This window comes from Pseudomonas aeruginosa, from assembly GCF_001457615.1.
In the GTDB taxonomy this organism is placed as follows: Bacteria; Pseudomonadota; Gammaproteobacteria; order Pseudomonadales; family Pseudomonadaceae; genus Pseudomonas; species Pseudomonas aeruginosa.
On record NZ_LN831024.1, the window covers coordinates 1,562,771 to 1,587,416 of the forward strand.

Annotated in this window: 27 protein-coding genes; 19 read left to right on the forward strand and 8 right to left on the reverse strand. The window is 67.7% G+C overall.

Annotated elements, in window-relative coordinates; translation table 11 throughout:
* Positions 1-32 precede the first annotated feature (32 nt).
* From AT700_RS07200 to AT700_RS07290, 19 genes are all read left to right on the forward strand, one after another.
* A complete protein-coding gene (locus tag AT700_RS07200) occupies positions 33-1,106 on the forward strand; it encodes a class I SAM-dependent methyltransferase (RefSeq protein WP_003092054.1) in 1,074 nt (357 codons plus the stop codon).
* Between the two features lie 512 nt (positions 1,107-1,618).
* Positions 1,619-2,470 carry an ABC transporter ATP-binding protein gene (locus tag AT700_RS07205; RefSeq protein ID WP_003130104.1) on the forward strand — a complete coding sequence of 284 codons (852 nt, stop codon included), beginning with the start codon at positions 1,619-1,621 and terminating at the stop codon, positions 2,468-2,470.
* Positions 2,471-2,510: 40 nt separating this feature from the next.
* Entirely contained in the window at positions 2,511-3,518 is a 1,008-nt protein-coding gene (locus AT700_RS07210) for an ABC transporter substrate-binding protein (RefSeq protein ID WP_003112897.1), read from the forward strand.
* Complete coding sequence (locus AT700_RS07215; RefSeq protein ID WP_003112898.1) at positions 3,515-4,291, forward strand: ABC transporter permease; 777 nt, start codon at positions 3,515-3,517, stop codon at positions 4,289-4,291. Before AT700_RS07210 ends, AT700_RS07215 begins: the two co-directional genes overlap by 4 nt.
* A 5-nt stretch (positions 4,292-4,296) precedes the next feature.
* Entirely contained in the window at positions 4,297-5,058 is a 762-nt protein-coding gene (locus AT700_RS07220; RefSeq protein ID WP_003112899.1) for an SDR family oxidoreductase, read from the forward strand.
* Positions 5,059-5,071: 13 nt separating this feature from the next.
* The gene (locus AT700_RS07225) at positions 5,072-5,602 is read left to right on the forward strand and encodes a cupin domain-containing protein (protein ID WP_003112900.1); all 531 of its coding nucleotides are present in this window, start codon (positions 5,072-5,074) and stop codon (positions 5,600-5,602) included.
* An 8-nt stretch (positions 5,603-5,610) separates the two neighbouring features.
* Positions 5,611-6,480: an alpha/beta fold hydrolase gene (locus AT700_RS07230; RefSeq protein WP_003112901.1), complete on the forward strand. Its 870-nt coding sequence runs from the start codon at positions 5,611-5,613 to the stop codon at positions 6,478-6,480.
* Positions 6,473-7,306: an IclR family transcriptional regulator gene (locus AT700_RS07235; protein ID WP_003112902.1), complete on the forward strand. Its 834-nt coding sequence runs from the start codon at positions 6,473-6,475 to the stop codon at positions 7,304-7,306. The genes AT700_RS07230 and AT700_RS07235 overlap by 8 nt, the downstream gene beginning before the upstream one ends.
* Positions 7,293-8,090: an SDR family oxidoreductase gene (locus tag AT700_RS07240; protein WP_003112903.1), complete on the forward strand. Its 798-nt coding sequence runs from the start codon at positions 7,293-7,295 to the stop codon at positions 8,088-8,090. The genes AT700_RS07235 and AT700_RS07240 overlap by 14 nt, the downstream gene beginning before the upstream one ends.
* Complete coding sequence (locus tag AT700_RS07245; RefSeq protein WP_003130114.1) at positions 8,083-9,765, forward strand: thiamine pyrophosphate-binding protein; 1,683 nt, start codon at positions 8,083-8,085, stop codon at positions 9,763-9,765. The genes AT700_RS07240 and AT700_RS07245 overlap by 8 nt, the downstream gene beginning before the upstream one ends.
* A 10-nt stretch (positions 9,766-9,775) precedes the next feature.
* A complete protein-coding gene (locus tag AT700_RS07250) occupies positions 9,776-10,579 on the forward strand; it encodes an aspartate dehydrogenase (RefSeq protein WP_003130116.1) in 804 nt (267 codons plus the stop codon).
* An 11-nt stretch (positions 10,580-10,590) separates the two neighbouring features.
* Positions 10,591-12,075, forward strand: coding sequence for an aldehyde dehydrogenase (locus AT700_RS07255; protein WP_003453562.1), 1,485 nt, complete (start codon positions 10,591-10,593; stop codon positions 12,073-12,075).
* 13 nt (positions 12,076-12,088) lie between these two features.
* Positions 12,089-13,054 (forward strand): VOC family protein, encoded by a 966-nt coding sequence (locus AT700_RS07260; RefSeq protein WP_003453560.1) that lies wholly within the window; start codon positions 12,089-12,091, stop codon positions 13,052-13,054.
* A gap of 7 nt (positions 13,055-13,061) precedes the next feature.
* On the forward strand, positions 13,062-13,379 hold the full coding sequence (locus tag AT700_RS07265) for a hypothetical protein (protein WP_010793284.1): 318 nt from the start codon (positions 13,062-13,064) through the stop codon (positions 13,377-13,379).
* Between the two features lies 1 nt (position 13,380).
* Positions 13,381-13,599, forward strand: a complete 219-nt coding sequence (locus AT700_RS07270; RefSeq protein ID WP_003112909.1) for a recombinase-like helix-turn-helix domain-containing protein — start codon at positions 13,381-13,383, stop codon at positions 13,597-13,599.
* A 22-nt stretch (positions 13,600-13,621) separates the two neighbouring features.
* On the forward strand, positions 13,622-14,641 hold the full coding sequence (locus AT700_RS07275) for an aromatic ring-hydroxylating oxygenase subunit alpha (RefSeq protein WP_010793283.1): 1,020 nt from the start codon (positions 13,622-13,624) through the stop codon (positions 14,639-14,641).
* Entirely contained in the window at positions 14,638-15,072 is a 435-nt protein-coding gene (locus AT700_RS07280; protein ID WP_003112911.1) for a RidA family protein, read from the forward strand. The genes AT700_RS07275 and AT700_RS07280 overlap by 4 nt, the downstream gene beginning before the upstream one ends.
* Before the next feature lie 14 nt (positions 15,073-15,086).
* Positions 15,087-16,043, forward strand: a complete 957-nt coding sequence (locus AT700_RS07285; RefSeq protein ID WP_003163206.1) for a PDR/VanB family oxidoreductase — start codon at positions 15,087-15,089, stop codon at positions 16,041-16,043.
* A 468-nt stretch (positions 16,044-16,511) separates the two neighbouring features.
* Positions 16,512-17,732: a hypothetical protein gene (locus tag AT700_RS07290; RefSeq protein ID WP_003163207.1), complete on the forward strand. Its 1,221-nt coding sequence runs from the start codon at positions 16,512-16,514 to the stop codon at positions 17,730-17,732.
* Between the two features lie 61 nt (positions 17,733-17,793).
* On the opposite strand, the gene AT700_RS07295 is transcribed toward AT700_RS07290, so the two are convergent.
* From AT700_RS07295 to rsxA, 8 genes are all read right to left on the reverse strand, one after another.
* A complete protein-coding gene (locus tag AT700_RS07295) occupies positions 17,794-17,973 on the reverse strand; it encodes a PA3496 family putative envelope integrity protein (RefSeq protein WP_003092052.1) in 180 nt (59 codons plus the stop codon).
* 108 nt (positions 17,974-18,081) lie between these two features.
* Positions 18,082-18,720, reverse strand: coding sequence for an endonuclease III (gene nth / locus AT700_RS07300; RefSeq protein ID WP_003092050.1), 639 nt, complete (start codon positions 18,718-18,720; stop codon positions 18,082-18,084).
* Positions 18,717-19,433 (reverse strand): electron transport complex subunit E, encoded by a 717-nt coding sequence (locus AT700_RS07305; RefSeq protein WP_003107418.1) that lies wholly within the window; start codon positions 19,431-19,433, stop codon positions 18,717-18,719. Before AT700_RS07305 ends, nth begins: the two co-directional genes overlap by 4 nt.
* The gene (rsxG, locus tag AT700_RS07310; protein ID WP_003119556.1) at positions 19,426-20,070 is read right to left on the reverse strand and encodes an electron transport complex subunit RsxG; all 645 of its coding nucleotides are present in this window, start codon (positions 20,068-20,070) and stop codon (positions 19,426-19,428) included. Before rsxG ends, AT700_RS07305 begins: the two co-directional genes overlap by 8 nt.
* Positions 20,070-21,104 (reverse strand): RnfABCDGE type electron transport complex subunit D, encoded by a 1,035-nt coding sequence (locus AT700_RS07315; protein WP_003092045.1) that lies wholly within the window; start codon positions 21,102-21,104, stop codon positions 20,070-20,072. The genes rsxG and AT700_RS07315 overlap by 1 nt, the downstream gene beginning before the upstream one ends.
* Positions 21,105-21,106: 2 nt before the next feature.
* Complete coding sequence (rsxC, locus tag AT700_RS07320; protein WP_016253105.1) at positions 21,107-23,431, reverse strand: electron transport complex subunit RsxC; 2,325 nt, start codon at positions 23,429-23,431, stop codon at positions 21,107-21,109.
* Positions 23,428-23,994 carry an electron transport complex subunit RsxB gene (gene rsxB / locus AT700_RS07325; protein WP_003103780.1) on the reverse strand — a complete coding sequence of 189 codons (567 nt, stop codon included), beginning with the start codon at positions 23,992-23,994 and terminating at the stop codon, positions 23,428-23,430. Before rsxB ends, rsxC begins: the two co-directional genes overlap by 4 nt.
* A complete protein-coding gene (rsxA, locus tag AT700_RS07330) occupies positions 23,991-24,575 on the reverse strand; it encodes an electron transport complex subunit RsxA (RefSeq protein ID WP_003092041.1) in 585 nt (194 codons plus the stop codon). Before rsxA ends, rsxB begins: the two co-directional genes overlap by 4 nt.
* Positions 24,576-24,646 lie beyond the last annotated feature (71 nt).

Sequence of the window (24,646 nt, forward strand, 5' to 3'; positions counted from 1 at the left end):
GCGGCGGTACTGCACATCAACGGAGAACAAGAATGACAAAGGCTAACGAGATCGAAACCGCGAAGGTCAAGCAGTTTTCAGCACGGATCATGGAGGACTACGGCAATACCCTGCGCGGCGCGATGCTCTACATCGGCGACCGCCTGGGGCTGTTCAAGGCGCTCGCCCATGGCCAATGGGTGACCCTGGAAGAGCTGGCGCAGCAGACCGGCTACACCACCCGCTACCTGCGCGAATGGCTGGGCAGCATGGTCACCGGCAACTACCTGGCCTACGATCCGCAGAGCAGGAGCTATCGGTTGCCGGCCGAGTTCGTCCCGGTGCTCGCCGACGAGGACTCGCCTTATTTCGCCGGCGGGATCATCCAGTTGAGCGTGCCCTTCGTGAGCATGGCGCCGAAGATCATCGAGGCCTTCCGCTGCGGCGGCGGTTGCCCCGAGGAATCCTTCCCGCTGGAAACCTGGGAAGGCATGGAGCGCATGACCATGCCCTGGTACAAGCACTTCCTCGTGCAGCACTGGATTCCTTCGCTGGATGGCGTCAAGGAAAAGCTCCAGGCGGGTGGCAGCGTGCTCGATTTCGGCTGCGGCAGCGGGCTGGCCGCGATCATGATGGCCAAGGCGTTCCCCGAAGCCCAGGTCTATGGCTGTGACTTCCACGCGCCGTCCATCGAACGCGCGCGGGCGAACGCCGAGGCCGCGGGGGTCGGCGACCGGGTGCGCTTCGAGGTCAGCGATTCCGATGCGCTGGCGGGCAAGAAGTTCGACTTCGTCACGACCTTCGTGGTCATCCACGACGCGACCGACCCGCAGCAGATGATGAAGGACCTGCGCGAGTCGACCGCCGACGATGGGACCTACCTGATGGTGGAACTCAACCTGTCGCAGGAACTGCACGAGAACATGAACCTGTTCGGTCGCGTGATGTACCCGCAGAGCACGCTGTATTGCATGACCTGTTCGCTGTCCCACGGCGGCGAGGGCCTCGGCGCCTTCATGGGCGAGGACCGCGCGCGGCAGATGGCCGAGGCCGCCGGCTTCAGTCGCTTCCGCAAGGTGCCTTCGGAGTGGCCGCCGCTGCCGGCGCTGTTCGAACTGCGACCCTGAGGTTGCACGCCCGGAGTCGCCTGGCGCGGCTCCGGGGCGAGGGTGGCGTCCGCGGCGGACGCCACCCGCAGCCCGGTGTGTCCGGGACCGCCGCAGTCGTTTCGTCCCTGTCTGCCTCGGCCTGAAGTCTTCGCTGCGAAGACCCTCGTCCTTATATAAGCAGGGGAGTTGCTGCGAGCAGAGGTCGAGAGCCTGCGGCACTCGTTCAAGCGAGCGATGTGGCTGTCAGGAAACCTTCCCCTGTTACCGAATGGAGCAATGTTGCTCCTTGTGTGTGCAACAACGCCCCACTTCCCGGAAGCCTGGCGAACCGCGTGAAAACCGCTCGGAGCGCCTTTCGTCGCAGGATTCCTCGGTAATTCTCCGCGCTTTAATTCAACTCTCTGATTTTAAAAGTTTAATACTCGGAACAAGGCTGTTTCGCCGGTGAACTTTCATCTGGCATGGCTTCTGCAAGTTTTATATTTAAAACGATGTTTCATATATAAAACAAGACAAGAGGCTTAGTCCAGATGAGAGCGACGTCGTTGAGCATCCTCACTTCCGAGCATTCGCTACCTGTAGCCGCTCCTGCGGATAGCCGTCTCGAAATCGAATTCCGCGGCGTCGCCAAGCATTTTCCGGGCCGCGGCAAAAGCGCGGCGACCCTCGCGGTGCAGGGGCTCGACCTGGCCATCCGCCGCGGCGAGGTGGTGTCCATCATCGGGCCGTCCGGTTGCGGCAAGAGCACCCTGCTGAACATGGGGGCGGGTCTCTACGCACCCAGCGAAGGCGAGGTGCGGGTCGGCGGCGAGCGGGTCAGCGGTCCGGTACGCAAGGTCTCCTTCATGTTGCAGAAGGACCTGCTGATGCCCTGGCGCAGCATTCGCCGCAACATCGAGCTGGGCCTGGAGATCGACGGTCGCGCGGCCGGCGAACGGCGCGCCATCGCCGAGGAAATGCTGGAGAAGTGTCACCTCGCCGGTTTCGCCGAGCACTATCCGTTCCAGCTTTCCGGCGGCATGCGCCAACGCGCCGCCCTGGCCCGAACCCTGGCCACCGACCCGCAGGTGCTGTTCCTCGACGAGCCGTTCTCGGCCCTCGACGCGCAGACCAAGATGATCCTCCAGCAGGACCTGGCGCGGATGCTCTGCGAGCAACGCAAGACCGCGCTGTTCATTACCCACGACCTGGTCGAGGCGATCGCCATGTCCGATCGCATCCTGGTGATGAGCGCGCGGCCGGGCACCATCGTCGAGGAGATCGAGGTCGGCCTGCCGCTGCGCGACAACCCGCTGGAGCGCCGCAAGCTGCCGGAGATCGGGCCGCTGGTCGGGCGCCTGATGACCCTGCTGAAAGTGGGCGAGAGCGCCGAGCTGCACTGATCGCCGCCTGCCGATCCGAATTCCGTTACAGGAGCCGCTGATGTCCAAGTCATTGCTCAACGCCGCATTGTGCGGCGCGTTGTTCGCCGCCGGCCTGACCGTCCAGGCCGCCCCGCGGGAAGTCACCTACCTGCTGCCGGCACCGCCGAACTCGCCGGCCTTCGCACCCTGGGTGATCGCCCGGGAGAAGGGCTACTACGCCGACCTGGGCCTGAAGGTGACCTTCGTCGCCGGCAAGGGCGGGGTCGACGTGGCCAAGCAGATCGGCGCCGGCAACGCACCGGTCGGCGGCGCCATCGGCGATACGCCGATCGTGGTGCGCGCCAACGGCATCCCGGTGAAAGCCGTGGCGGTGCTCGGTGCCGGCGGGGTGACCATGATCGCCACCGATGGCACGGCCGGTATCGACAGCGTCAAGGACCTCAAGGGCAAGACCCTGACCGTGATGTCCTACTCCGACACCACCTACTACGCCCTGCTGGCGTCGATGCGCAAGGCTGGCCTGGGCAAGTCCGACGTGGACATCCAGGCGGCCGGCCCATCCGGCGTCTGGCAACTGTTCTCCGCCGGCCGCTCGCAGGCCATGGCCGGCGTGCCGGACTGGGTGGTGAGTGCCGAGGATGCCGGCCGGCAGGTGAAGTTGCTGCCGGGCAGCGAGGTGTTCGAGAGCATGGCCCAGGCGATCCTCGCCTCGGACGAGGCCATCGAGAAGCAGCCTGAGGTGGTCGGCGGGGTGGTCAGGGCGACCCTCATGGGCATGCGCGACATCATCGCCGACCCAAGGCAGGCCGCCGCCACCTTCGCTGCCGCGGTGCCCGCCTACAAGGGCCGCGAGGCCAGCCTGGAACGGGTCCTGCGGCTCTATGTCGAGCACGTCTACGCCAACCAGCAGCCGCTCGGGCACATCGATCCGCAGCGCCTGGACAAGGTTCGCAGGTTCTACGTCAGCGAAGGCATCGTCGGCCGCGAGACGCCGCTGGACGAGCTTTACACCAACCGTTTCGTCGAGTCCGCCGACCTGACCGCGCAGCACGGAGCCCGCCCATGAACCTCTCCACCAGACCCTTGCTCGGCAGTCTCGCGCTGTTGTTCCTGTTCCTCGCTGCCTGGCAGTGGGGGCCCGGCCTGCTCGGCATGCCCGAGTTCGTCCTGCCGGGGCTGAGCCGGGTGGCGGCGGAGGGCGTGGCCATGTGGCACGGCGCCGGACTGCTGGAGCACACGGCGATCACCAGCCTGGAGATCGTCGTCGGTTTCGCCCTGGGCGCGCTGCTTGGCGTGAGCATCGGCGTTGCCCTCGGCCTGTCGCCGACCACCGAGGCCATGCTCTCGCCCTACATCCTGGCGCTGCAGATCGCGCCGAAGGTGGCCTTCGCCCCGCTGTTCGTGATGTGGCTGGGCTATACGGTGTACCCGAAGATCCTCATCGCCGTGCTGATCGTGTTCTTCCCGGTGATGATCAACGTGCTCTCGGCCATCCGCACCGTCGACCCGGACATGATCAACCTGGTGCGCGCGATGAGCGCCAGCCGTTGGCAGATCTTCCGCCTGGTGGAGTTCCCCTCGGCGATGGCCGCGCTGTTCTCCGGCCTGCGCATCGCCTCCACCCTGGCGGTGATCGGCGTCACCGTCGGCGAGCTGGTGGGCGGCAACAAGGGCCTCGGCTTCCTGCTGGTGGATGCCGAAGGGCAGGGCAACACCGCCGGGGTGTTCGTCGCCATCGTCATGCTCACCCTGATCGGCGTGCTCGCCTATGGCGCGGTGGTCTGGGCCGAGAAGCGCGTCCTGCATTACCTGCCGAAAGCCAACCTGGGCACGGTGTGAACGCCATGAGCCAGAACTCTCTTCTCGACGGTCGCCGCGTGCTCCTCACCGGCGGCGCCCGCGGCCTCGGCTACGCCTTCGCCGAAGCGGCGGCACGCGCCGGCGCCCGGGTGGTGATCGCCGACATCCTGGAGGAACGCGTGCAGCGCTCCGCCCGTGAACTCGCCGAGCAGGGCCTGGATATCAGCGGCCTGCCACTGGACCTGGCCGACCCGGTTTCGATCGAGCGCTGCGTGGCCGCGGCGGTCGAGCGCCTGGGCGGTCTCGACGGCCTGGTGAACAACGCCTCCATCACCAACTCCGGCGGCAAGAGCTGCGAAGAACTGGAGATCGAGGTGTTCGACCGGGTGCTCCAGGTCAACGTGCGCGGCACCTGGCTGATGACCCGTGCCTGCCTGCCGGCGCTGCGCGAGTCCGGACGTGGCGCGGTGGTCAACCTGGCCTCCGACACCCCGCTGTGGGGCGCGCCCAACCTGCTCGCCTACAGCGCCAGCAAGGGCGCGCTGATCGCCATGACCCGCAGCCTGGCCCGCGAGCTGGGCGGCGACGGCATCACCGTCAACGCCATCGCTCCCGGACTGGTGGAGGTCGAGGCCACCGAGTACGTGCCGGCCGCCCGCCACCGGCTCTACCGCGAGCAGCGCGCGCTCCAGCGCGGCCAACAGCCGGCGGATGTCTGCGGCGCGGTGCTGTTCGCCCTTTCCGACCTTTCCCGCTTCATCACTGGACAAACCTTGCCGGTCAACGGCGGGTTCGTCATGCCCTGATCCGGAGGACTCCATGACCGATCTGAACCAGAACGCCCCGAAATCCTGGGACCGCCCCGAAGGCGCCAGCTTCGAGGAGTGGTGCAACACCCGCATCGCCCGTTACTCCACCCGCAAGTACGACTGGAACGCGCTGAAGTTCCAGGCCGACTACGACCCCAGGTTCCGCCGCGCGCAGATGCGCTACATCGGCACCGGCGGCACCGGTGTGGCCAGTGACATGAACACCATTCCGTCCGAGCACTTCACCTTTTCCACCATGGTCATCCCGGCGGGTCACGAAGGCCCGCCGCACCTGCACATCGACGTCGAGGAAGTGTTCTTCGTCCTGCGCGGCAAGCTCAAGGTGGTGCTGGAGAAGGACGGCGAGCGCTTCGAGACCATCCTCACCGACCGCGACGTGATTTCCGTGCCGCCGGGCGTGTACCGCGAGGAGATCAACATCGGCGACGAGGATGCGCTGATGTGCGTGATGCTCGGTGCGAAGAAGCCGATCACCCCGACCTACCCGCCGGAGCACCCTCTGGCGAGCATCAAGCGCTGAGGCCGCCGATGAACATGGCGCAGACCCACACCCCCGTCCCGAACCTGCAACAGCGCTTTCCCGAGCGGCTGGTGCAACTGGCCGACGGCGCCCAGCTGGCCATCCGCGAATGCGGCCAGGGCCCGGTGGTGGTGCTGTTGCACGGCATCGGTTCGGGCTCGGCGTCCTGGCTGCATTGCGCCCAGCGCCTGGCCGCCGGCAATCGGGTGATCGCCTGGGACGCGCCGGGTTACGGCCTGTCCACGCCGCTGCCGCCGGCCCGGCCCAAGGCCTGCGACTACGCCGCGTGCCTGGAGCTGCTGCTGGATGCGCTGGGCGTGGAGAGCTGCCTGCTGGTGGGCCACTCCCTCGGCGCGCTGATGGCCACGGCCTACGCCGCCGGCATCGGCGCGGCGCGGGTGCGCCGCCTGGTGCTGCTCAGCCCGGCGCGCGGCTACGGCGCCGCCGAGCTGCGCGACAGCGGCGCCCAGGTGCGCCGCCAGCGCCTGGAGAACCTGGAGCGCTTCGGTATCGACGGCATGGCCAGCGAGCGCACCGCGCGCCTGCTCGGCCGCAACCCCAGCGAGGAGGCCCTGGCCTGGGTGCGCTGGAACATGGCGCGGCTCAACCCCGAGGGCTACCGCCAGGCCGTCGAGCTGCTCTGCGGCGACGACCTGCTGGGCAACGGGCAGCCTGCCGCTCCTTGCGAGGTGCATTGCGGCGAGGACGACGGCATCACCACGCCCGAGAGTTGCGGCGCCATCGCCCGCCAGCTCGGCGCGTCGTTCTCGTCGATTCCCGGGGCCGGCCACGCCAGCCCGATCGAACAACCCGAAGTGGTCGCAGGACGCATCGGCCACGCGCAACGCCTCTCTCTTGAAGGAACCGCCAATGGATAAGTCAGACGATTCGCAAGACAAGTACATCGTGCCTGGCCTCGAACGCGGCCTGCTGCTGCTCTGCGAGTTCAGCCGGAAGGACCGTACCCTGACGGCGCCGGAGTTGGCGCGGCGCCTGAAGCTGCCGCGCTCGACCATCTTCCGCCTGCTGACCACCCTGGAGGCCATGGGCTTCGTCACCCGCAACGGCAACGAGTACCGCCTGGGCATGGCGGTGTTGCGCCTGGGCTTCGAGTACCTGGCCTCGCTGGAGCTGACCGAACTCGGCCAGCCGCTGCTGAACCGCCTGTGCGACGAGATCCGCTACCCCTGCAACCTGGTGGTGCGCGACGGCCGTTCGATCGTCTACGTGGCCAAGGTTTCGCCGTCCACCCCGCTGAGCAGCTCGGTGAACGTCGGGACCCGGTTGCCGGCCCACGCCACGGTGCTCGGCCGCATCCTGCTGCAGGACCTGAGCCTGGGCGAGCTGCGCGAGCTGTACCCGGAGGAGCAGCTGGAGCAGTTCTCGCCGAACACCCCGCGCAGCGTGCTGGAACTCTTCGACATGGTCCAGGGCGACCGCCAGCGTGGCTTCGTCCAGGGCGAGGGGTTCTTCGAGGCGAGCATCTCCACCGTCGCGGCGCCGGTACGTGATCACAGCGGTCGCGTCATCGCGGCGATGGGGGCGACCATCGCCGCCGGGCATATCGACCCGGAACGCATCGAGGGACTGGTCAGCCGGGTGCGCAGCAGCGCCGACGAGCTGTCGTACCTGCTCGACTACCGCGCCGACGGCCAGGACAACGTTACCCCGATCTTCCGGAGTCGCCCGCATGAAACCGTATGACCTGTCCGAGGCGGTGGCGGTGGTCACCGGCGGTTCCTCCGGGATCGGCCTGGCCACGGTGGAACTGCTGCTGGAGGCAGGCGCCGCCGTGGCTTTCTGCGCTCGCGACGGCGAGCGCCTGCGTGCCGCCGAGTCCGCGCTACGCCAGCGCTTCCCCGGGGCGCGCCTGTTCGCCAGTGTCTGCGACGTGCTGGATGCGTTGCAGGTGCGCGCCTTCGCCGAAGCCTGCGAGAGAACGCTGGGGTGCGCCAGCATCCTGGTGAACAACGCCGGCCAGGGCCGCGTCTCGACCTTCGCCGAGACCACGGACGAGGCCTGGAGCGAGGAACTGCAACTGAAGTTCTTTTCCGTCATCCACCCGGTACGCGCTTTCCTGCCGCAACTGGAAAGCCGCGCCGACGCGGCCATCGTCTGCGTCAACTCGCTGCTGGCCAGCCAGCCGGAGCCGCACATGGTGGCTACCAGCGCGGCCCGCGCCGGGGTGAAGAACCTGGTGCGCTCCATGGCCTTCGAGTTCGCGCCTAAGGGCGTACGGGTCAACGGCATCCTCATCGGCCTGGTCGAGTCCGGCCAGTGGCGGCGCCGTTTCGAAGCCCGCGAAGAGCGCGAGCTGGACTGGGCGCAATGGACCGCGCAGCTGGCGCGGAACAAGCAGATTCCCCTGGGACGCCTGGGCAAGCCGATCGAGGCGGCCCGCGCCATCCTGTTCCTCGCATCTCCCCTGTCTGCCTATACGACGGGCAGTCATATCGACGTTTCCGGAGGGTTGTCCCGTCATGCGTAACGCAAGCCAAGTCACCGTCGGCGCCGCCATCGCCGCCTTCCTCGAACAGTGCGAGGTGAAGGCCGCCTTCGGGGTGATCTCGATCCACAACATGCCGATCCTCGATGCCTTCGCCAGCCGCGGCAACATCCGTTTCGTGATGGCCCGCGGCGAGGCCGGGGCGGCCAACATGGCCGATGCCTACGCCCGCACCAGCGGTGGCCTGGGCGTGTGCCTGACCAGCACCGGAACCGCCGCCGGCAACGCTGCCGGGGCGCTGGTCGAGGCGCTCACTGCCGGCACCCCGCTGCTGCACCTGACCGGGCAGATCGAAACCCCCTACCTGGATCGGAGCCTCGCCTACATCCACGAGGCGCCGGACCAGTTGAGCATGCTCAAGGCCATCTCCAAGGCGGCCTTCCGCGTGCGCAGCGTCGACACCGCCATCAGCACCCTCAAGCTGGCCGTGCAAACCGCCCTGACCGCGCCCGCCGGCCCGGTGAGCGTGGAAATCCCGATCGATATCCAATCGGCGCTGATCAACCTGCCGGCCGACCTGTCGCCGCTGCCGGTGCCGGTGGCCAGGCCCTCCGAGCAAGCCCTGGACGACCTAGCCGAGCGTTTCGCCCAGGCGCGGCGACCGATGCTCTGGCTGGGGGGCGGTGCCCGGCATGCCGGCCCGCAGGTACAACGCCTGCTGGCCATGGGCGTGGGCGTGGTCACCAGCACCCAGGGGCGTGGCATCGTCCCGGAAGACGACACGCGTTCCCTCGGCGCCTTCAACCTGAACAAACCGGTGGAGCGGTTCTACCAGAGCTGCGACGCCATGCTCGTGGTGGGCTCGCGCCTGCGCGGCAACGAAACCCTCAAGTACGAACTCAAGCTCCCGCGTCCGCTTTACCGGGCAGACGCCGATGCCACGGCGGAGGGCCGCTGCTACCCCAGCGATTTCTTCGTCTGCGGCGATTCCGAACGGGTCCTCAAGGGGCTCGCCGACCGCCTGGAAGGGCGCCTGTCGGTGGACCCGGCCTTCGCCGCGGATCTCGCCGCCGCGCGCAACCAGGCCCGCGCCCAGTTGGTGGACGGCCTTGGCCCCTACGCTTCGCTGGTGGAGCAACTGCAGGCGCTGGCCGGCCGCAATTTCAACTGGGTGCGCGACGTCACCGTCTCCAACAGCACCTGGGGCAACCGCCACCTGAATATCTTCAGCCCCCGCGCCGGCGTCCACGCCCTCGGCGGTGGCATCGGCCAGGGCCTGGCCATGGGCATCGGCGCGGCGGTCGGCGCGGCGGAAACCGCGCCTGGGCGCAAGACCTTCGTGCTCGCCGGCGACGGCGGCTTCATCCTCAACCTGGGCGAACTGGCCACCGCCGTGCAGGAGCGGGCCGACATGCTCATCGTGCTGATGAACGACCAGGGCTACGGGGTGATCAAGAACATCCAGGACGCCGCCTACGGTGGCCGCCGCTGCTACGTCGACCTGCACACCCCGGACTACGCCCAACTGTCGGCTTCCCTCGGCCTGCGTCATGCCAAGGTCAGCGATCTGAAGGATTTCAGCGCCGTGCTCGATGGCGCCCTGGCCGAGCCAGGTCCCTTCCTGCTGGAGGTGGACATGCTCGCGGTGGGCAGCTTCAAGAGCATTTTCGCCGGCCCGCCGACCAACGATGCCAAGACCGACAAGGCCACCGCCTGAGGCTCTCGCCATGCTGAATATCGTCATGATCGGCTGCGGCGCCATCGGCGCCGGCGTCCTGGAACTGTTGGAAAACGATCCGCAACTGAGGGTCGATGCGGTGATCGTTCCTCGCGACTCCGAGACCCAGGTCCGCCATCGCCTGGCCAGCCTGCGCCGGCCGCCGCGGGTACTCAGCGCGCTGCCGGCCGGAGAGCGCCCCGATCTTCTGGTGGAGTGCGCCGGGCACCGCGCCATCGAGCAGCACGTGCTGCCGGCGCTGGCCCAAGGCATTCCCTGCCTGGTGGTCTCGGTGGGCGCGCTGTCCGAGCCGGGCCTGGTGGAGCGCCTGGAAGTCGCGGCGCAAGCCGGAGGCAGCCGCATCGAGCTGCTGCCCGGCGCCATCGGCGCCATCGATGCGCTGTCGGCGGCCAGGGTCGGTGGCCTCGAGTCGGTGCGCTACACCGGGCGCAAGCCGGCGAGCGCCTGGCTGGGGACGCCGGGCGAGACGGTCTGCGACCTGCAGCGCCTGGAGAAGGCGCGGGTGATCTTCGACGGCAGCGCCCGCGAGGCGGCGCGGCTCTATCCGAAGAACGCCAATGTCGCCGCCACCCTGTCGCTCGCCGGCCTCGGCCTGGACCGCACCCAGGTGCGCCTGATCGCCGACCCCGAAAGCTGCGAGAACGTGCACCAGGTGGAAGCCAGCGGCGCCTTCGGCGGCTTCGAACTGACCTTGCGTGGCAAACCGCTGGCGGCCAACCCGAAGACATCGGCGCTGACCGTGTACAGCGTGGTCCGAGCGTTGGGCAACCACGCCCACGCGATTTCGATCTAGGGACGACTACCGTGATTGACCTGAACCCGATCCAACCCATCTGCATCGCCGGCGAGTGGCGAGCGGGCGGCGGCGACCTCTACGAAAGCCTCTATCCGGCCACCGGCGAGGCCGTCGCCCGCCTGCATGCGGCCAGCCTGGAGGACGTGGAGGAAGCCATGGCCGGCGCCCACCGCGCCTTCCGTGAGAGCGGCTGGGCCCAGCGCAAGCCTCATGAGCGGGCCACCGTGCTTTATCGTATCGCCGCGCTGATCCGCGAGCGCAGCGAAGAACTGGCGCAGTTGCAGCGCCTGGACAACGGCAAGCCGATCAGGGAAACCCGCAACCTGGTGGCCAGCGCCGCCGCCACCTTCCAGTTCTTCGCCGCCGCCTGCGAGACCCTGGAGGAAAGCATCACGCCGTCGCGCGGCGACTTCGTCAGCATGAGCGTGTACGAGCCCATGGGCGTGGTGGTTGCCATCACCCCGTGGAACTCGCCCATCGCCTCCGAGGCGCAGAAGCTCGCCCCGGCCCTGGCCGCCGGCAACGCGGTGGTGGTCAAGCCGGCCGAGATCACCCCGCTGGCCGCCCTGGCGCTGGCGCGCATCTGCGATGAGGCCGGCCTGCCGCGTGGGCTGGTCAGCGTGCTGCCGGGCAAGGGCGCGCTGATCGGCGATGCCCTGACCCGCCACCCCCTGGCCAGGCGCGTGTCCTTCACCGGCGGCACCCGCACCGGCAAGCACATCGCGCGCATCGCCGCCGACAAGATGATGCCGGTGTCCCTGGAACTGGGCGGCAAGTCGCCGACCATGGTGCTGGCCGACGCCGATCTCGACCACGCGGTGGCCGGCGTGCTCTATGGCATCTTCAGTTCCAGCGGCGAATCCTGCATTGCCGGCTCGCGGTTGTTCGTCGCCAGCGAGCGCTACGACGAATTCATGGAGCGCCTGGCCACCGGCGCCGCGGCCCTGCGCGTCGGCAACCCGGCCGACGAGCGCACCCAGATGGGCCCGCTGATCAGCGCGCGGCACCGCGAGTCGGTGGAGCGCTATGTCGAGATGGGCGTGGCCGAGGGCGGTCGCCTGCGCACGGGGGGCGTACGTCCCCATGGCGCAGCCTTCGATCGTGGCTACTTCTACACCCCGACCATCATCGAAGGCCTCACCAACGACGCCCGCCTGTGCCAGGAGGAAGTCTTCGGCCCGGTGCTGGTGGCCATGCCTTTCGACAGCGAAGAGGCCCTGATCGAAGAGGCCAACGACAGCTGCTACGCGCTGGCCGCCGGCATCTGGACACGCGACTTCCAGCGCGCCTGGCGGCTCGGCCGCGCCGTGCAGGCCGGCACCGTGTGGATCAACACCTACAAGCAGTTCTCCATCTCCACCCCCTTCGGCGGCTGGCGCGACAGCGGCCTGGGCCGCGAAAAGGGCCGCCTGGGGATACTCCAGTACATGGAGCAGAAGAGCCTCTACTGGGGCCTGAACGAACAGCCGCTGGCCTGGGCCGGCAGCCACTGATGAGGAAGACGCGATGAGCGTATCGGGAATCGACGAAATCACCTACGGCGTGGAAGACCTGGCCACCAGCGCGCGTTTCTTCGCCGACTGGGGCCTGGCGCAGGTCGAGGCGAGCGAGGACCAGGTGGTCTTCGAAAGCCTCAACGGCTGCCGCGTGATAGTCGCGGCGCGGGACAAGCCCGGCCTGCCGCCGGCCATCGAGGAAGGCTCGACCCTGCGTGAAGTGGTTTGGGGCGTGGAGAGCGAGGCGGACCTCAAGCTGTACGCCGAGCGCATCGCCAATGATCCCGGCTTCATCGAGGGCGAGGGCCGTATCGGCTGCACCGACCCGAACGGTCTGGCCGTGCGCTTGCAGGTCACCCGTAAACGCGACATCCAGGTGGCCTGCGGCCAGTCCAACACCTGGCAGTTCAAGGGCCGGATCAACCAGGCCAGCCCCATCTACGAACGTGCGCAGCCCGTCGAAGTCGGCCACGTGGTGTTCTTCGTCAAGGACGTCAACGCCTGCGAACGCTTCTACCGCGAGCGCTTCGGCTTCGTCTGCTCCGATCGCTATCCGAATCGCGGCGCCTTCCTGCGTTGCGCGGAGGAGGGCGGCCACCACGACCTGTTCATGCTGCAACTGCCGCAACCGCGCGCCGGCCTGAACCACGTGGCGTTCACCGTGCGCGATATCCATGAGGTGTTCGGCGGCGGCATGCACATCGCCCGCTGCGGCTGGGATACCGAGATCGGCCCGGGTCGGCATCCGGTGTCCTCGGCGTACTTCTGGTACTTCCGGAACCCCGCCGGCGCCCTCGTCGAGTACTACGCCGACGAGGACCAACTGACCGGCGAGTGGCAGGCCCGCGAGTTCGAACCTGGCCCTACGGTATTCGCCGAATGGGCCATCGCCGGTGGCCTGGACGGCAATACCCGGCGACAGAAAAGCGTCGAGGCACCGCAGGGCCGGTTCCTCACCGACAAACCCAGGAGTTGAGACGAGCATGAGCGACACCTTGTTGCTGACCGTGCTGCTCCGGCACGACCAGTCGAAGAATCTCGACGAGATCCAGGCCCGCATGAAGGCCATGGACTGGTGGGAGCGCTTTCCGGGAGAGGGCGTGGCGATCGTTTCTTGGACCGTCGCCATGGGCCTCGGCCAGATCGTCACCCTGCGCCTGCCGCCGGCCCTGCTGCCACGCGTCAACGTCGAACTGGAGCGCTCCGCCTGGGGCGTGTTCCGCACCGAATGCTACCCGACCTACGACTTCGTCCCGGTTCGCGAAACCATCCGCGAACGGGTCCGCACTGGAGGCCAATGACATGCAAGACCGTTACCTCGAACCCCATCAGGCCCGTACCCGCGAGCCGAACGCCTTCGAAGACCTGCTCGGCGATTCCATCGAGCGCGCCTACGCCGCCGGCCTGCACGACCTGCCGGGGCTGCTCGGCTACCTCAACCAGGCCGGCCCGACCTGCCCGGGCGGCGGTCCCTGGACCGAGGAAGCCTACAAGACCCTGATGGCCCGCCTGGGCGCGTGAATTCCCCCGAGAGGAAACCGCTATGAGCACCGTGAACCCTGTTGAACAGCTTCTCGCCAACGGCCTGAAGAACCTCTGGTACCCGATCTGCCCGGTGGGCTTCATCGAGGACAAGCCGGTGTCCCTGCGCCGCCTGGGCTACAAGCTGGCCGTCTGGCGCGATACCGACGGCACCCTGCATGCCCTCGAAGACCATTGCCCGCACCGTGGCGCGCCGCTGTCGCGCGGGGTGAACCTGGGCGACCGCCTGCAATGCCCCTACCACGGCGTGGAAGTGCGCTGCGACGGCGTTACCGCCCGCGTGCCCGGCAGCCCCGGCTGCAAGCTGGAAGGCAGCCAGGCCACGCGCTTCTTCCACATCACCGAGGCGGCCGGCGCCGTGTGGCTGTACAACTCGGCGGGCAATGTCGAGGAAGCCCCGCCGCTGGTGCTGCCCGAGCAACTGACCGACCCCGAGTTTTCCCACTTCCTCTGCTATACCGAGTGGCGCGGCGACTACCGCTACGTGCTGGACAACGTCATGGACCCCATGCACGGCACCTACCTGCACAAGCAGTCGCACTCCATGTCCGAGGGCGAAAGCCAGGCACGCTTCGTCACCCGCGACACCGACACCGGCTTCATCTTCGAGAAGGACGGCCAGCGCGGGGTCAACTTCGACTGGACCGAATGGGCCGACACCGGGATGCACTGGATGCGCCTGGAGATTCCCTATCCGAAGACCGGCGGCCCGGGTGGCAACTTCCATATCGTCGGCAGTTACACGCCGATCGCCCGCGACCTCTGCGCGGTGTTCCACTGGCGTTGCCGGCCGCTCACCGGCTGGCAGCGTGACACCTGGCGGTTCCTCTACAGGAACCGCCTGGAGGCGCGTCACTGGGCGGTGCTGGAGCAGGACCGGGAAATGCTCGAATTCATGGAGCCGGACGCCAACCAGCGGGAGAACCTCTACCAGCACGACCTCGGCCTGGTGCGCCTGCGGCGGCACCTGAAGAACCTGGCCAAGGCCCAGCTGGAACTGATCGAGGCCCGGCAACTGTGACCGCCGTACGCCGGATCCGCGCCGCGGCGCTACCCGACCTGCCGGATGCAAGCTGGTCCAATGCCCTGCTGGTGGGAGAGGAGCTGGTGATGTCCGGCATGACCGCGCACCCGGCCACCCGCCAGGCCGCCGAGCGCGGCGCCGCGCTCGACGCCCATGCCCAGGCCCTGGTGGTGCTGGGCAAGGTGAAGGCGCTGCTGGAGGCGGCGGGAGGCCATGTCGGCAACCTCTACAAGCTCAACGTCTACGTCACCCGCATCGCCGACAAGGACGCTATTGGGCGCGCGCGGCAGGAGTTCTTCGCCGGCCAGGGCACTTTTCCCGCCTCCACCCTGGTCGAGGTGAGCGGCCTGGTGTTTCCCGAACTGCTGGTGGAGATCGACGCCTGGGCGCGCCTCGATATCGACCTGGCGAACTGCGACGAAGCCTGAAAGCGAGGTAGAAGATGACTCACGACAACAGACTGGCGGCCTTCGTCCATACCCTGCGCTTCGAGGCGCAGGGTATCCTCGGCGTCGAACTGCGCCCGCAGGGCGACCAGGTCTTTCCGCCATTCAGCGCCGGCGCGCATATCGACCTGCACCTGCCCAACGGCCTGGTGCGCAGCTACTCGCTGCTCAACTCGCCGGAGGACTGCGGCCGCTATGTGCTCGGCATCCTGCGTGATCGCGGCAGCCGCGGCGGCTCCGCGTTCGTCCACGATAGCCTGCGGGTCGGCATGCAATTGCAGATATCCCGGCCGCGCAACCTGTTCCCGCTGGAGGAAAACGCTGCGCACAGCGTACTGGTGGCCGGTGGCATCGGCGTGACGCCGATCTACTGCATGTTCAACCGCCTGCGTGCGCTGGGACGTTCGGTGGAACTGCTCTACTGCGCGCGCTCGCGCCAGGAAGCCGCCTTCGTCGAAGAACTGGCCGCCAGCGATGCCGCTATCCAGCTGCATTTCGACGACGAGAAGGGCGGCCCCATGGATCTCGGCGCCTTCCTTGGCGCACGGGCGTCCACCGCGCATTTCTACTGTTGCGGGCCGACCCCGATGATCGATGCCTTCGAGACGCACTGCGAACGCCTTGGCCATCCGCATGTGCACATCGAGCGCTTCGCCGCCGCGCCCCAGGCCCCGGCGGCGCCCCAGGGCAGCTACGAAGTGCGCCTGGCGCGCAGCGGCACGAGCATCGAGGTGCCGAGCGGCAAGTCGTTGCTCGACGCCCTGCTGGAAGCTGGCGTGGTGGTCGATTGCAGTTGCCGCGAGGGCGTTTGCGGTTCCTGCGAGACCCGTGTGCTGGAAGGCGAGCCGGAGCATCGCGACGGCGTCCTGACCAAGGCGGAAAAGATCGCCAACCAGACCATGATGGTCTGCGTGTCCGGCTGCAAGGGATCGCGCCTGGTGCTCGACCTCTGATCCCCGGTTATTCCCGCGTTGCCTTTGGACCGGCGTTTGTAACGCCGGTTTTTTTTGCCTGGGGATCGAGCCCGGCCAAGGCTGGAATAGCGTTCCGGGGGGACGAAAAGTGTCACCGTGATCTTTCTACGCACCCGCTTCGGGCGTTTTCGTTACCTTGCCAAGAGCCTGTTTCGAGGGTGAAAAGAAGTTGCGCGTTTAATATATAAACAACTGTATTTAAAGGATTTTTTTGTTTTATGAGATTGTTCTTGCACTGGCATGGTTAATGCTCGAAACGTTGTGCCGCATATGAAACGAAGTGCGGAGCGATAACACAACCGAGGCCGTTCCGACGGCCGGGAAAAATAAAAAACAAGAGCAACCGGAAACCAACTATCCAAGGCCACCCGCGCTGTCGGCGAAGTTCGCCGAAGGGGTTCGGCTTGCTCGAAAAAACGCTGCCTTGGCGCACTCGCAGACGAGGTCATGATGAAAACCCATCCGCTGTTCCCCGTACTTCTTCTTTCCAGTCTTTCGGCCCTGGCCGCTTCGCCGCCGTCCGAGGCGTCGAAGACCGGCAAGCCTTTCCCGCATGTCGGCCTGCGCAGCGACGACGGGCGCAGCAGCCTGGATATCGGCGGCGCGCTGCGGGTGAACTACCGCGACGAACACTGGAAGAGCACGGAAAACAATGGCCGCCTACTGTTCGATACCTTCCGCCTGGATATCCAGGCAACCCACGAGGACTTCTTTTCCGACCTCGGCTACTGGTTCCAGGACGACGGCAAGCGGGCCATCGACCGCGGCTTCGTCGGCTATCGCTTCAGCGACCTATCCAGCCTGCAATTGGGCGCGCCGTTCAAGCCGTTCGGCCTGGAGCCCTATCCGCAGTTCGGCTGGAGCTACCACATCCCGTTCTTCCTGGGCTACGGGGTCAGCGCCGGCAGCGGCGCCAAGTACGTCTACAAGGACGCCGACTGGCATGTCCAGGCCGGCTATTTCCCACGGATGCTGCCGGGCGGTGTGCGCTATTCGCCGGAAGTCGGCCGTTATACCGACCTGGACGACAACGCGGTCGCGGCGATTCATTCGCGGCAGGACAACGAGAAACGTGACCAGCTCAACCTGCGGGTCGCCCGTAATCTCGCCGGAGATGGCTGGAAAAGCGAGTTGGGCGCGTCGCTGGCGGCCTCGCGCCTGTACAACGCGACCACCAGGGACGATGGCCGCTACTGGGCGGCGGGGTTGCATGGCGTGCTCAACGCCGGCAACTGGACGTTCAGCGGCGAAGCCATTCGCTACGCTTTCGATCCGAAGAACCCGGCGGGCGTCAGCGACGACGTGGTACTCATGGGTACCAACGGCCTGACCCCGGCCTACCTGATGGCCGCCAGGGCCTCGGTGGCGTCCTTCAACGTCGCCTACGACGTGCCGACGCCGAACCTGGGCATGCTGAAGAAGCTGCGCTTCTACAACGACTACAGCCGCATGTTCAAGGACAAGGCCGGCTGGGACGACTCGCAGATGTATACCGCAGGGGTGCAGTTCTTCGCCTTGCCGATCATGGGCTGGCTGGACTTCACCTGGGGACGCAACGCCAATCCCTACGGCGGTGCCGAGAGCGGCACGGGCTTCAGCAGCACCAGTTCGTCGCGCAGCAACGAGTGGATATTCCGCACCAACCTGAACATCGGCTACTACTTCTGAACGGCGGAAAAAACGAAGCCCCGCCAATTGCGGGGCTTGCTTGCGGTGTGGACGGCGCTGCTCACAGGTCGAAGTCGTAGTCCGACAACTGGCGCTGCAGGCGGCGTTCTTCCAGCAGGTTGTCGATGATGCGACGCTTGGTCAGGTTGGTCTTGGCCACCTCGACGCTGGTTTCCTCGCCGTCATCCTCTTCAACGCCGGCTTCGTCGTCGATCTCGAGTTCTTCTTTGGCTTTTGCCATGACATTCACTCCAACTTATGGGGTGGTAATGGCGCACCTTATAGCGACAAAGCCGTGGCTGGTAAAAAAGATTTTTTCAATCGTAAAGATAGGATTTCGAATAGTTGATCAATCGTCTGAAGTCTTGTGCTTGTATTCGCACAGGTCCTCGATCCGGCAGCTTCCGCATTGCGGCTTGCGCGCCTTGCAGACGTAGCGGCCATGCAGGATCAGCCAGTGGTGGGCATCGAGCAGGTACTCGCGCGGCACGAACTTCAGCAGTTTCTTCTCCACCTCCAGAACGTTCTTTCCCGGTGCTATGCCGGTGCGGTTGGCGACGCGGAAGATATGCGTGTCCACCGCCATGGCCAGTTGCCGGAAGGCGGTGTTGAGCACCACGTTGGCGGTCTTGCGGCCAACCCCGGGCAGGGCTTCGAGGTCCTCGCGGTTGTCGGGGACCTGGCCGCCGTGCTTTTCGATGAGGATGCGGCAGGTTTCGATGACGTTCTTCGCCTTGCTGTTGTAGAGGCCGATGGTCTTGATGTACTCCGACAGCCCCTCGACGCCGAGGGCGTGGATCGCCTCGGGGGTGTTGGCCACCGGATAGAGGCGGGCGGTGGCCTTGTTCACCCCGACGTCGGTGGCCTGGGCGGAGAGGATCACCGCGATGAGCAGTTCGAAGGGGGTGGTGTAGGCCAGTTCGGTCCTTGGCTCGGGGTTGTCTTCGTGCAGTCGGCGGAAGATCTCCGCGCGCTTGGCGGCATTCATTCAATCACTCCGGTGACGCGGACGCGCTGGCGCTGGGTGGCGGGTACGTCGCCCGCCTGCACCTTGGCGCGTTCCGCCAGGCTTTCATCGATACGGTTCTTCAGGGCGATCAGCAGGCCGAGCATGATGAACGCGCCCGGCGGCAGGATCGCCAGCAGGAAGCCCTGGTACTGCGGGAACGGCTGGATCTTCCAGTCCGCCGCCGCCGGGCCGAACAGCAAGTGCATGTCGGCCAGCAGGGTACCCTGGCCGAGCAGCTCGCGCAGGCCGCCGAGGACCAGCAGGACCAGGGCGAAGCCGAGGCCCATCAGCAGTCCGTCGAAGCTGGCGCGCAGCACGCCGTTCTTCGCCGCGAAGGCCTCGGCGCGGCCGAGGATCACGCAGTTGGTGGTGATCAGCGGGATGAAGATGCCGAGGACCTGGTACAGCTCGTAGGTCCAGGCCTGCATCAGCAGTTCGATGCAGGTGGTCAGCACGGCGATGATCATGACGAACGCCGGTAGCCGGATCGCCTCGCTCACCGCGCCGCGCACCAACGATACCGCGGCATTGGAGCAGGCCAGCACGAGCATGGTGGCCAGGCCCAGGCCGAGGGCGTTGACCGTCGAGTTGCTGGTGCCCAGCAGCGGGCACAGGCCGAGCAACTGGACCAGGCCCGGGTTGTTGCGCCACAGGCCGTTGCGGGCGATCTCGCGGAAATCTTGTTCACTCATGTCCGGCAGCCTCTTCGGGGGCGAGCAGGCGTTCGCGGTTGGCGTCGAAGTAGCGCAGCGCCTTGTGCACGGCGCGGACCACGGCGCGCGGGGTGACGGTGGCGCCGGCGAACTGGTCGAACGTACCGCCGTCCTTCTTCACCGCCCAGCCGGCGTCCGCCGGATCGCCCAGGCCCTTGCCGTCGAAACCGTGCACCCAGGGACTCTTGGCCAGTTCGATGCGGTCGCCGAGGCCGGGGGTTTCCTTGTGCGCGACGACCCGCACGCCGAGCAGCCGGCCCTGGGCGGTGACCCCGACCAGTAGCTGGATGGCGCCGCTGTAGCCATCCGGCGCGCTGGCCTGGAGGATGACTGCGCTGGCCTGGCCGTGCAGGCGGGCGACATAGGCCGGACGCGGCGCATCCAGGCCGAGCAGCTTCGGCGCGAAGGTTGGCACCTGGCTGTCCAGCGGATGGTTGTCGTAGCTGCCCGGCGGCAGCAGTTCCAGCAGGGCGCGGCCGCGCGCCTCGCGCTGGGCTTCGGCGATGCGCGCCTCTGTGAATTGCTGCACCAGGGCCACCAGGCCCACCCCGACCAGGGCGAAGAGCCCGAGCAGGAGGGCGTTGCGCAGCATCGAGCGGCGAGTCGCGGCGTCCATCAGTCGCCTGCCTTGAAGCCGCGCTCGGCCTTGCGATGGCCGTAGGTGCGCGGCCGGGTGTAGTAGTCGATGGTCGGCGCCGCCAGGTTCATCAGCAGCACGGCGAACGCCACGCCATCGGGATAGCCGCCCCAGGCGCGGATGACGTAGGTGAGGACGCCGACGCCGAGGCCGAAGACCAGCCGCCCGCGATTGCTGGTGGCGCCGGACACCGGGTCGGTGACGATGAAGAAGGCGCCGAGCATGGTCGCCCCGCTGAACAGATGGAACAGTGGCGAGCCATGGGAATCGGAGCCGGAACCATTCCAGAACAGCAGGCTCATGGCGAACAGGCCGGCGAGCATGCCCAGCGGCGCGTGCCAGGTGAACAGCCGGCGCCAGAGCAGGAACAGGCCGCCGAGGAGGAACGCCAGGTTGACCCACTCGCTGCCGGCGCTACCGAGGTGGCCGAAGGCCGGGTTGCCGGCGAACAGCTCGTCGACGGTCAGGCTGCGGTCGGTCTTCAGCACGTCGAGGGCGGTGGCGTGGGCCCAGGCGTCCGGCCGGGTAGCGAGACCGAGGAATTCGCGGAGGCTGTCGGGCAGGCCGAGGGCGCTGTCCGGCGAGGGCCAGCGGGTCATTTCCAGGGGAAACGAGACCAGCGCCACGACGTAGCCGAGCATCGCCGGGTTGAACGGGTTCTGTCCGAGGCCGCCGTACAGGTGCTTGCCGAATACCAGGGCGAAGAAGGTCGCCACCAGGGTCAGCCACCAGGGGGCGTAGGGCGGCAGGGCGACGGCCAGCAACAGGGCGGTGACCAGCGCGCTGCCGTCCTTGAGGAACACCCCCGGCGGACGTTTGCGCAGGGCCAGCATGGCGGCTTCGCAGGCCAGCGCGACGAGGCTGGCCCAGGCCAGGTTGAGCAGGGTGCCCGGGCCGTACAGCCAGGTCAGCGTCAGCAGGCCGGGGACGCAGGCGCCGAGCACCAGGCGCATGATCGCCGGGGTACGGTTGGAGCCGCGGGCGTGGGGCGAGGTGGGGCGGGGCAGGGCCATGGTCACTCCGTGCCGTGTTCGGTCAGGGCGCGCTCGGCGGCGCTCAGGCGCGCGCGGGCGGCGGCGAGTGCGGCGGCGTCGGCGTTCGCCAGGCGTTCGAGCTTCTTCAGGGCGGCGCGGGCGTAGGCCAGCTCGGTCTTCAGCTCGCGGATGCGCGGGTCGACCGGGCGCTTGTCGATCCGCACCAGCTCCGGCGCCGGCTTGCCGCAGGCGTCCTCGGCGGCATGCAGGTCGCGCTCGGCGGCTTGCAGCTCGCCGCGCAGGCGTTCCAGCTCGCTGTCCATCACCCCGGCCTGCTCGGCCTTCTTCAAGGCCGCGCGCTTGCCGACCAGGGCGATCTTCGCCCGCTTCAGCGCCGCCTGGCCGTCGTCGCCGGGCGCCGCGGGCTTCGGCGCGTGACGCTCGAGGCGGGCCAGGGTGGCTTCGCAACGCTCGACCTCGGCGCGCAGTTCGTCGAGGGTCGCCCGCTGCTCGGCGCCGGGCGCTTCGCCGAACGCCTTTTCCGAGCGCTTGAGCTGGGCGCGGGCCATGGCGGCCTGGGCCTTGGCCTTCTTCAGTTCGGCTTCGTCGTCGAGCGCGGCAGGCGGTGCGCTGGGTAGGTCGCGCGGCAGGCTGGCTTCGGCATCGGCCAGGGCCTTGTCGGCGGCCTCGGCGGCGGCGCGCAGTTCCGCGACCAGGCCATGCTGTTCCGGGGTGTCGTGGCTGAGCAACTGTTTCTCGGCCTTCTTCAGGGCCACCCGCGCCATGCTCGCTTCGATCTTCAGCCGTTTCAGCCGTTCGCTGCCGCTACCGGCCTGCTTGCGCGCCCTGGCCCGCTCGATCGCCGCCTGCACCGGGTCGACCGCCGTGGCGGGGGCGGCTTCCTCGCGCTCGGCCTGGGCGGCGCGCGCCAGCGCAGCCTTCTCCGCGCGTTGGGCGCGTTCTGCGGCCCGGCGCTCCTCGTCGCGGCGCAGGCGAGCCTGGCGTTGCTCGAAACGCTCACGGGATTGTTCGGCCTTCAGCAACTTCTGCCGCTGCTCGCGGATCTCCGCCTTGGACGCGCGGTAGTACTGCACCAGGGGAATGCTCGACGGGCAGACGTAGGCGCAGGCGCCGCACTCGATGCAATCGAACAGGTTGTGGGCGAGCAATTGCTCGTGCTCGTCGCCCAGGGCGAAGAAATGCAGTTGTTGTGGCAGCAGGCTGACGGGGCAGACCTGGGCGCAGTCGCCGCAGCGGATACAGGGCATGGCCGGCACTGGTTCCGGCAGCTCCGTGGCATCGCCGGCGAGCAGGCAGTTGCAGGTCTTGATCAGCGGCACCGAGAGATCGGGCAGGGCGAAGCCCATCATCGGCCCGCCCATCAGCACGCGTTCCAGGCGTCCCTCGGCGAGGCCGGCGAACGCCAGCAACTCGTGTACCGGCGTACCGATCAGCGCCTCGACGTTCATCGGCCGCTCCAGGGCGCCGCCGGCGAGGGTAGTGATCCGCGAGATCAGCGGCCGACCGAGGACGACGGCATCGTGCACGGCGGCCAGGGTGCCGACGTTCTGGCACAGGATGCCGATGTCCGCCGGCAGGCCGTCCGCCGGGACTTCCCTGCCGGTGAGCAACTGGATCAGCTGGCGCTCGCCGCCCGAGGGATAGCGGGTCGGCAGGGCGACGATACGATAGGGCCGTTCACCGAGGGCGGCGCCGAGGGCGGCGATGGCTTCCGGTTTGTCGTCCTCGATGCCGACCAGCACCTCTTCGGGGCACAGGATCTGCACCAGGATATCGATGCCGCCCAGCACCTGCGTGGCGCGCTCGCGCATGAGCAGGTCGTCGGCGCTGATGTAGGGCTCGCATTCGGCGCCGTTCACCACCAGCGTATGGATCTTGTCCGCCGGGCGCGCGGCGAGCTTGGCCGCGGTGGGGAAGCCGGCGCCGCCGAGACCGCCGATGCCGGCCGCGCGGATGCGTTCGAGCAACGCCAGCGGACTTTCGGCGCGGAAGTCCGGGCAGGGATGCAGCTCGGTCCAGCGCTCCAGGCCGTCGCTGGCGATGACGATGGCCGGCGCGGGAAGACCGGAGGCATGCGGATAGGGGTGTGCGCCGATCGCCACCACGGTACCCGAGGTCGGGGCATGCAGCGCGGCGCTGACGGTGCCGTCCGGGAGGGCGATGGTCTGGCCCTTGAGTACGGCCTGGCCGACTTCCACGCAAGGCCGCGCCGGCGCGCCGATGTGCTGGCCGAGCGGCACGATGTAGCGCTGCGCCAGCGGCGCCTGCTGGATCGGCAGGGCGGTGGAGCGCTCCTTGTTGGCCGGCAGGCAGAGGCCGCCGGGGAAGGCGTGCAGGGCGCTCATGCCGCTCGCTCCCGGTCGCTGGCGATCAGTCGCGGCGACGGCTGCGGCCATTTCCAGTGGCGCACGTCGTCCGGTATCTCGCGCATCTCGATGCAGTCCACCGGACAGGGCTCCAGGCACAGGTCGCAACCGGTGCATTCGTCGGCGATCACCGTGTGCATCAACCGTGCGGCGCCGACGATGGCGTCCACCGGGCAGGCCTGGATGCACTTGGTGCAGCCGATGCATTCGGCCTCGCGGATGTAGGCTACCCGCGGCGGGGTTTCCTCGGCGGCGTCGAGCGGCTCGGGCTCCAGGTCGAGCAGGTCGGCGAGGGCGCGGATGGTCGCTTCGCCGCCCGGCGGGCACTTGTTGATCTTGTCGCCGGCGGCGATCGCCTCGGCGTAGGGCTTGCAGCCGGGGTAGCCACACTGGCCGCACTGGGTCTGCGGCAACAGGGCGTTGACCTGCTCGGCGACCGGATCGCCCTGGACGCGGAAGCGCACCGCCGCATAGCCGAGCAGCGCACCGCCGGCCAGGCAGATCGGCAGCAGCGCGCCGATCGCCAGGAACACGCCGTTCATGGCCGGACCAACCCACTGAAGCCCATGAACGCCAGCGACATCAGGCCGGCGGTGATCATGCCGATGGCCGCGCCGCGGAACGGCGCCGGCACGTCGGCGATGGCGATGCGCTCGCGCAGGGCGGCGAACAGCACCAGCACCAGGGAAAAGCCCAGCCCGGCGCCGAAGCCCTGGGTAGTGGCCTGGAGGAAGCCGTATTCAGCCTTGTTGGCGTTGAGCAGGGCGACGCCGAGGACGATGCAATTGGTGGTGATCAGCGGCAGGAAGATGCCGAGCACCCGGTACAGCAGCGGGCTGGTCTTCTTCACCAGCATCTCGGTGAACTGCACCACCACCGCGATCACCAGGATGAAGCCGATGGTGCGCAGGTACTCCAGGTCCAGTGGGCGCAGCACGTAGCGTTGCAGGATATGGCTGCACATCGCCGCCAGGGTCAGGACGAAGGTGGTGGCGAGGGACAGGCCGATGGCCGTCTCGATCTTCCGCGACACGCCCATGAACGGGCACAGGCCGAGGAACTGCACCAGGACAAAGTTGTTGACCAGGATGGCGCTGACCAGGATCAGGGCGAGTTCAGTCATACGCGAAGCATTCGTTGCAGGGCCGGGGCCGTCGGGGGAAATCCCCTATTATCGGGTGGGATTGCCCTGCA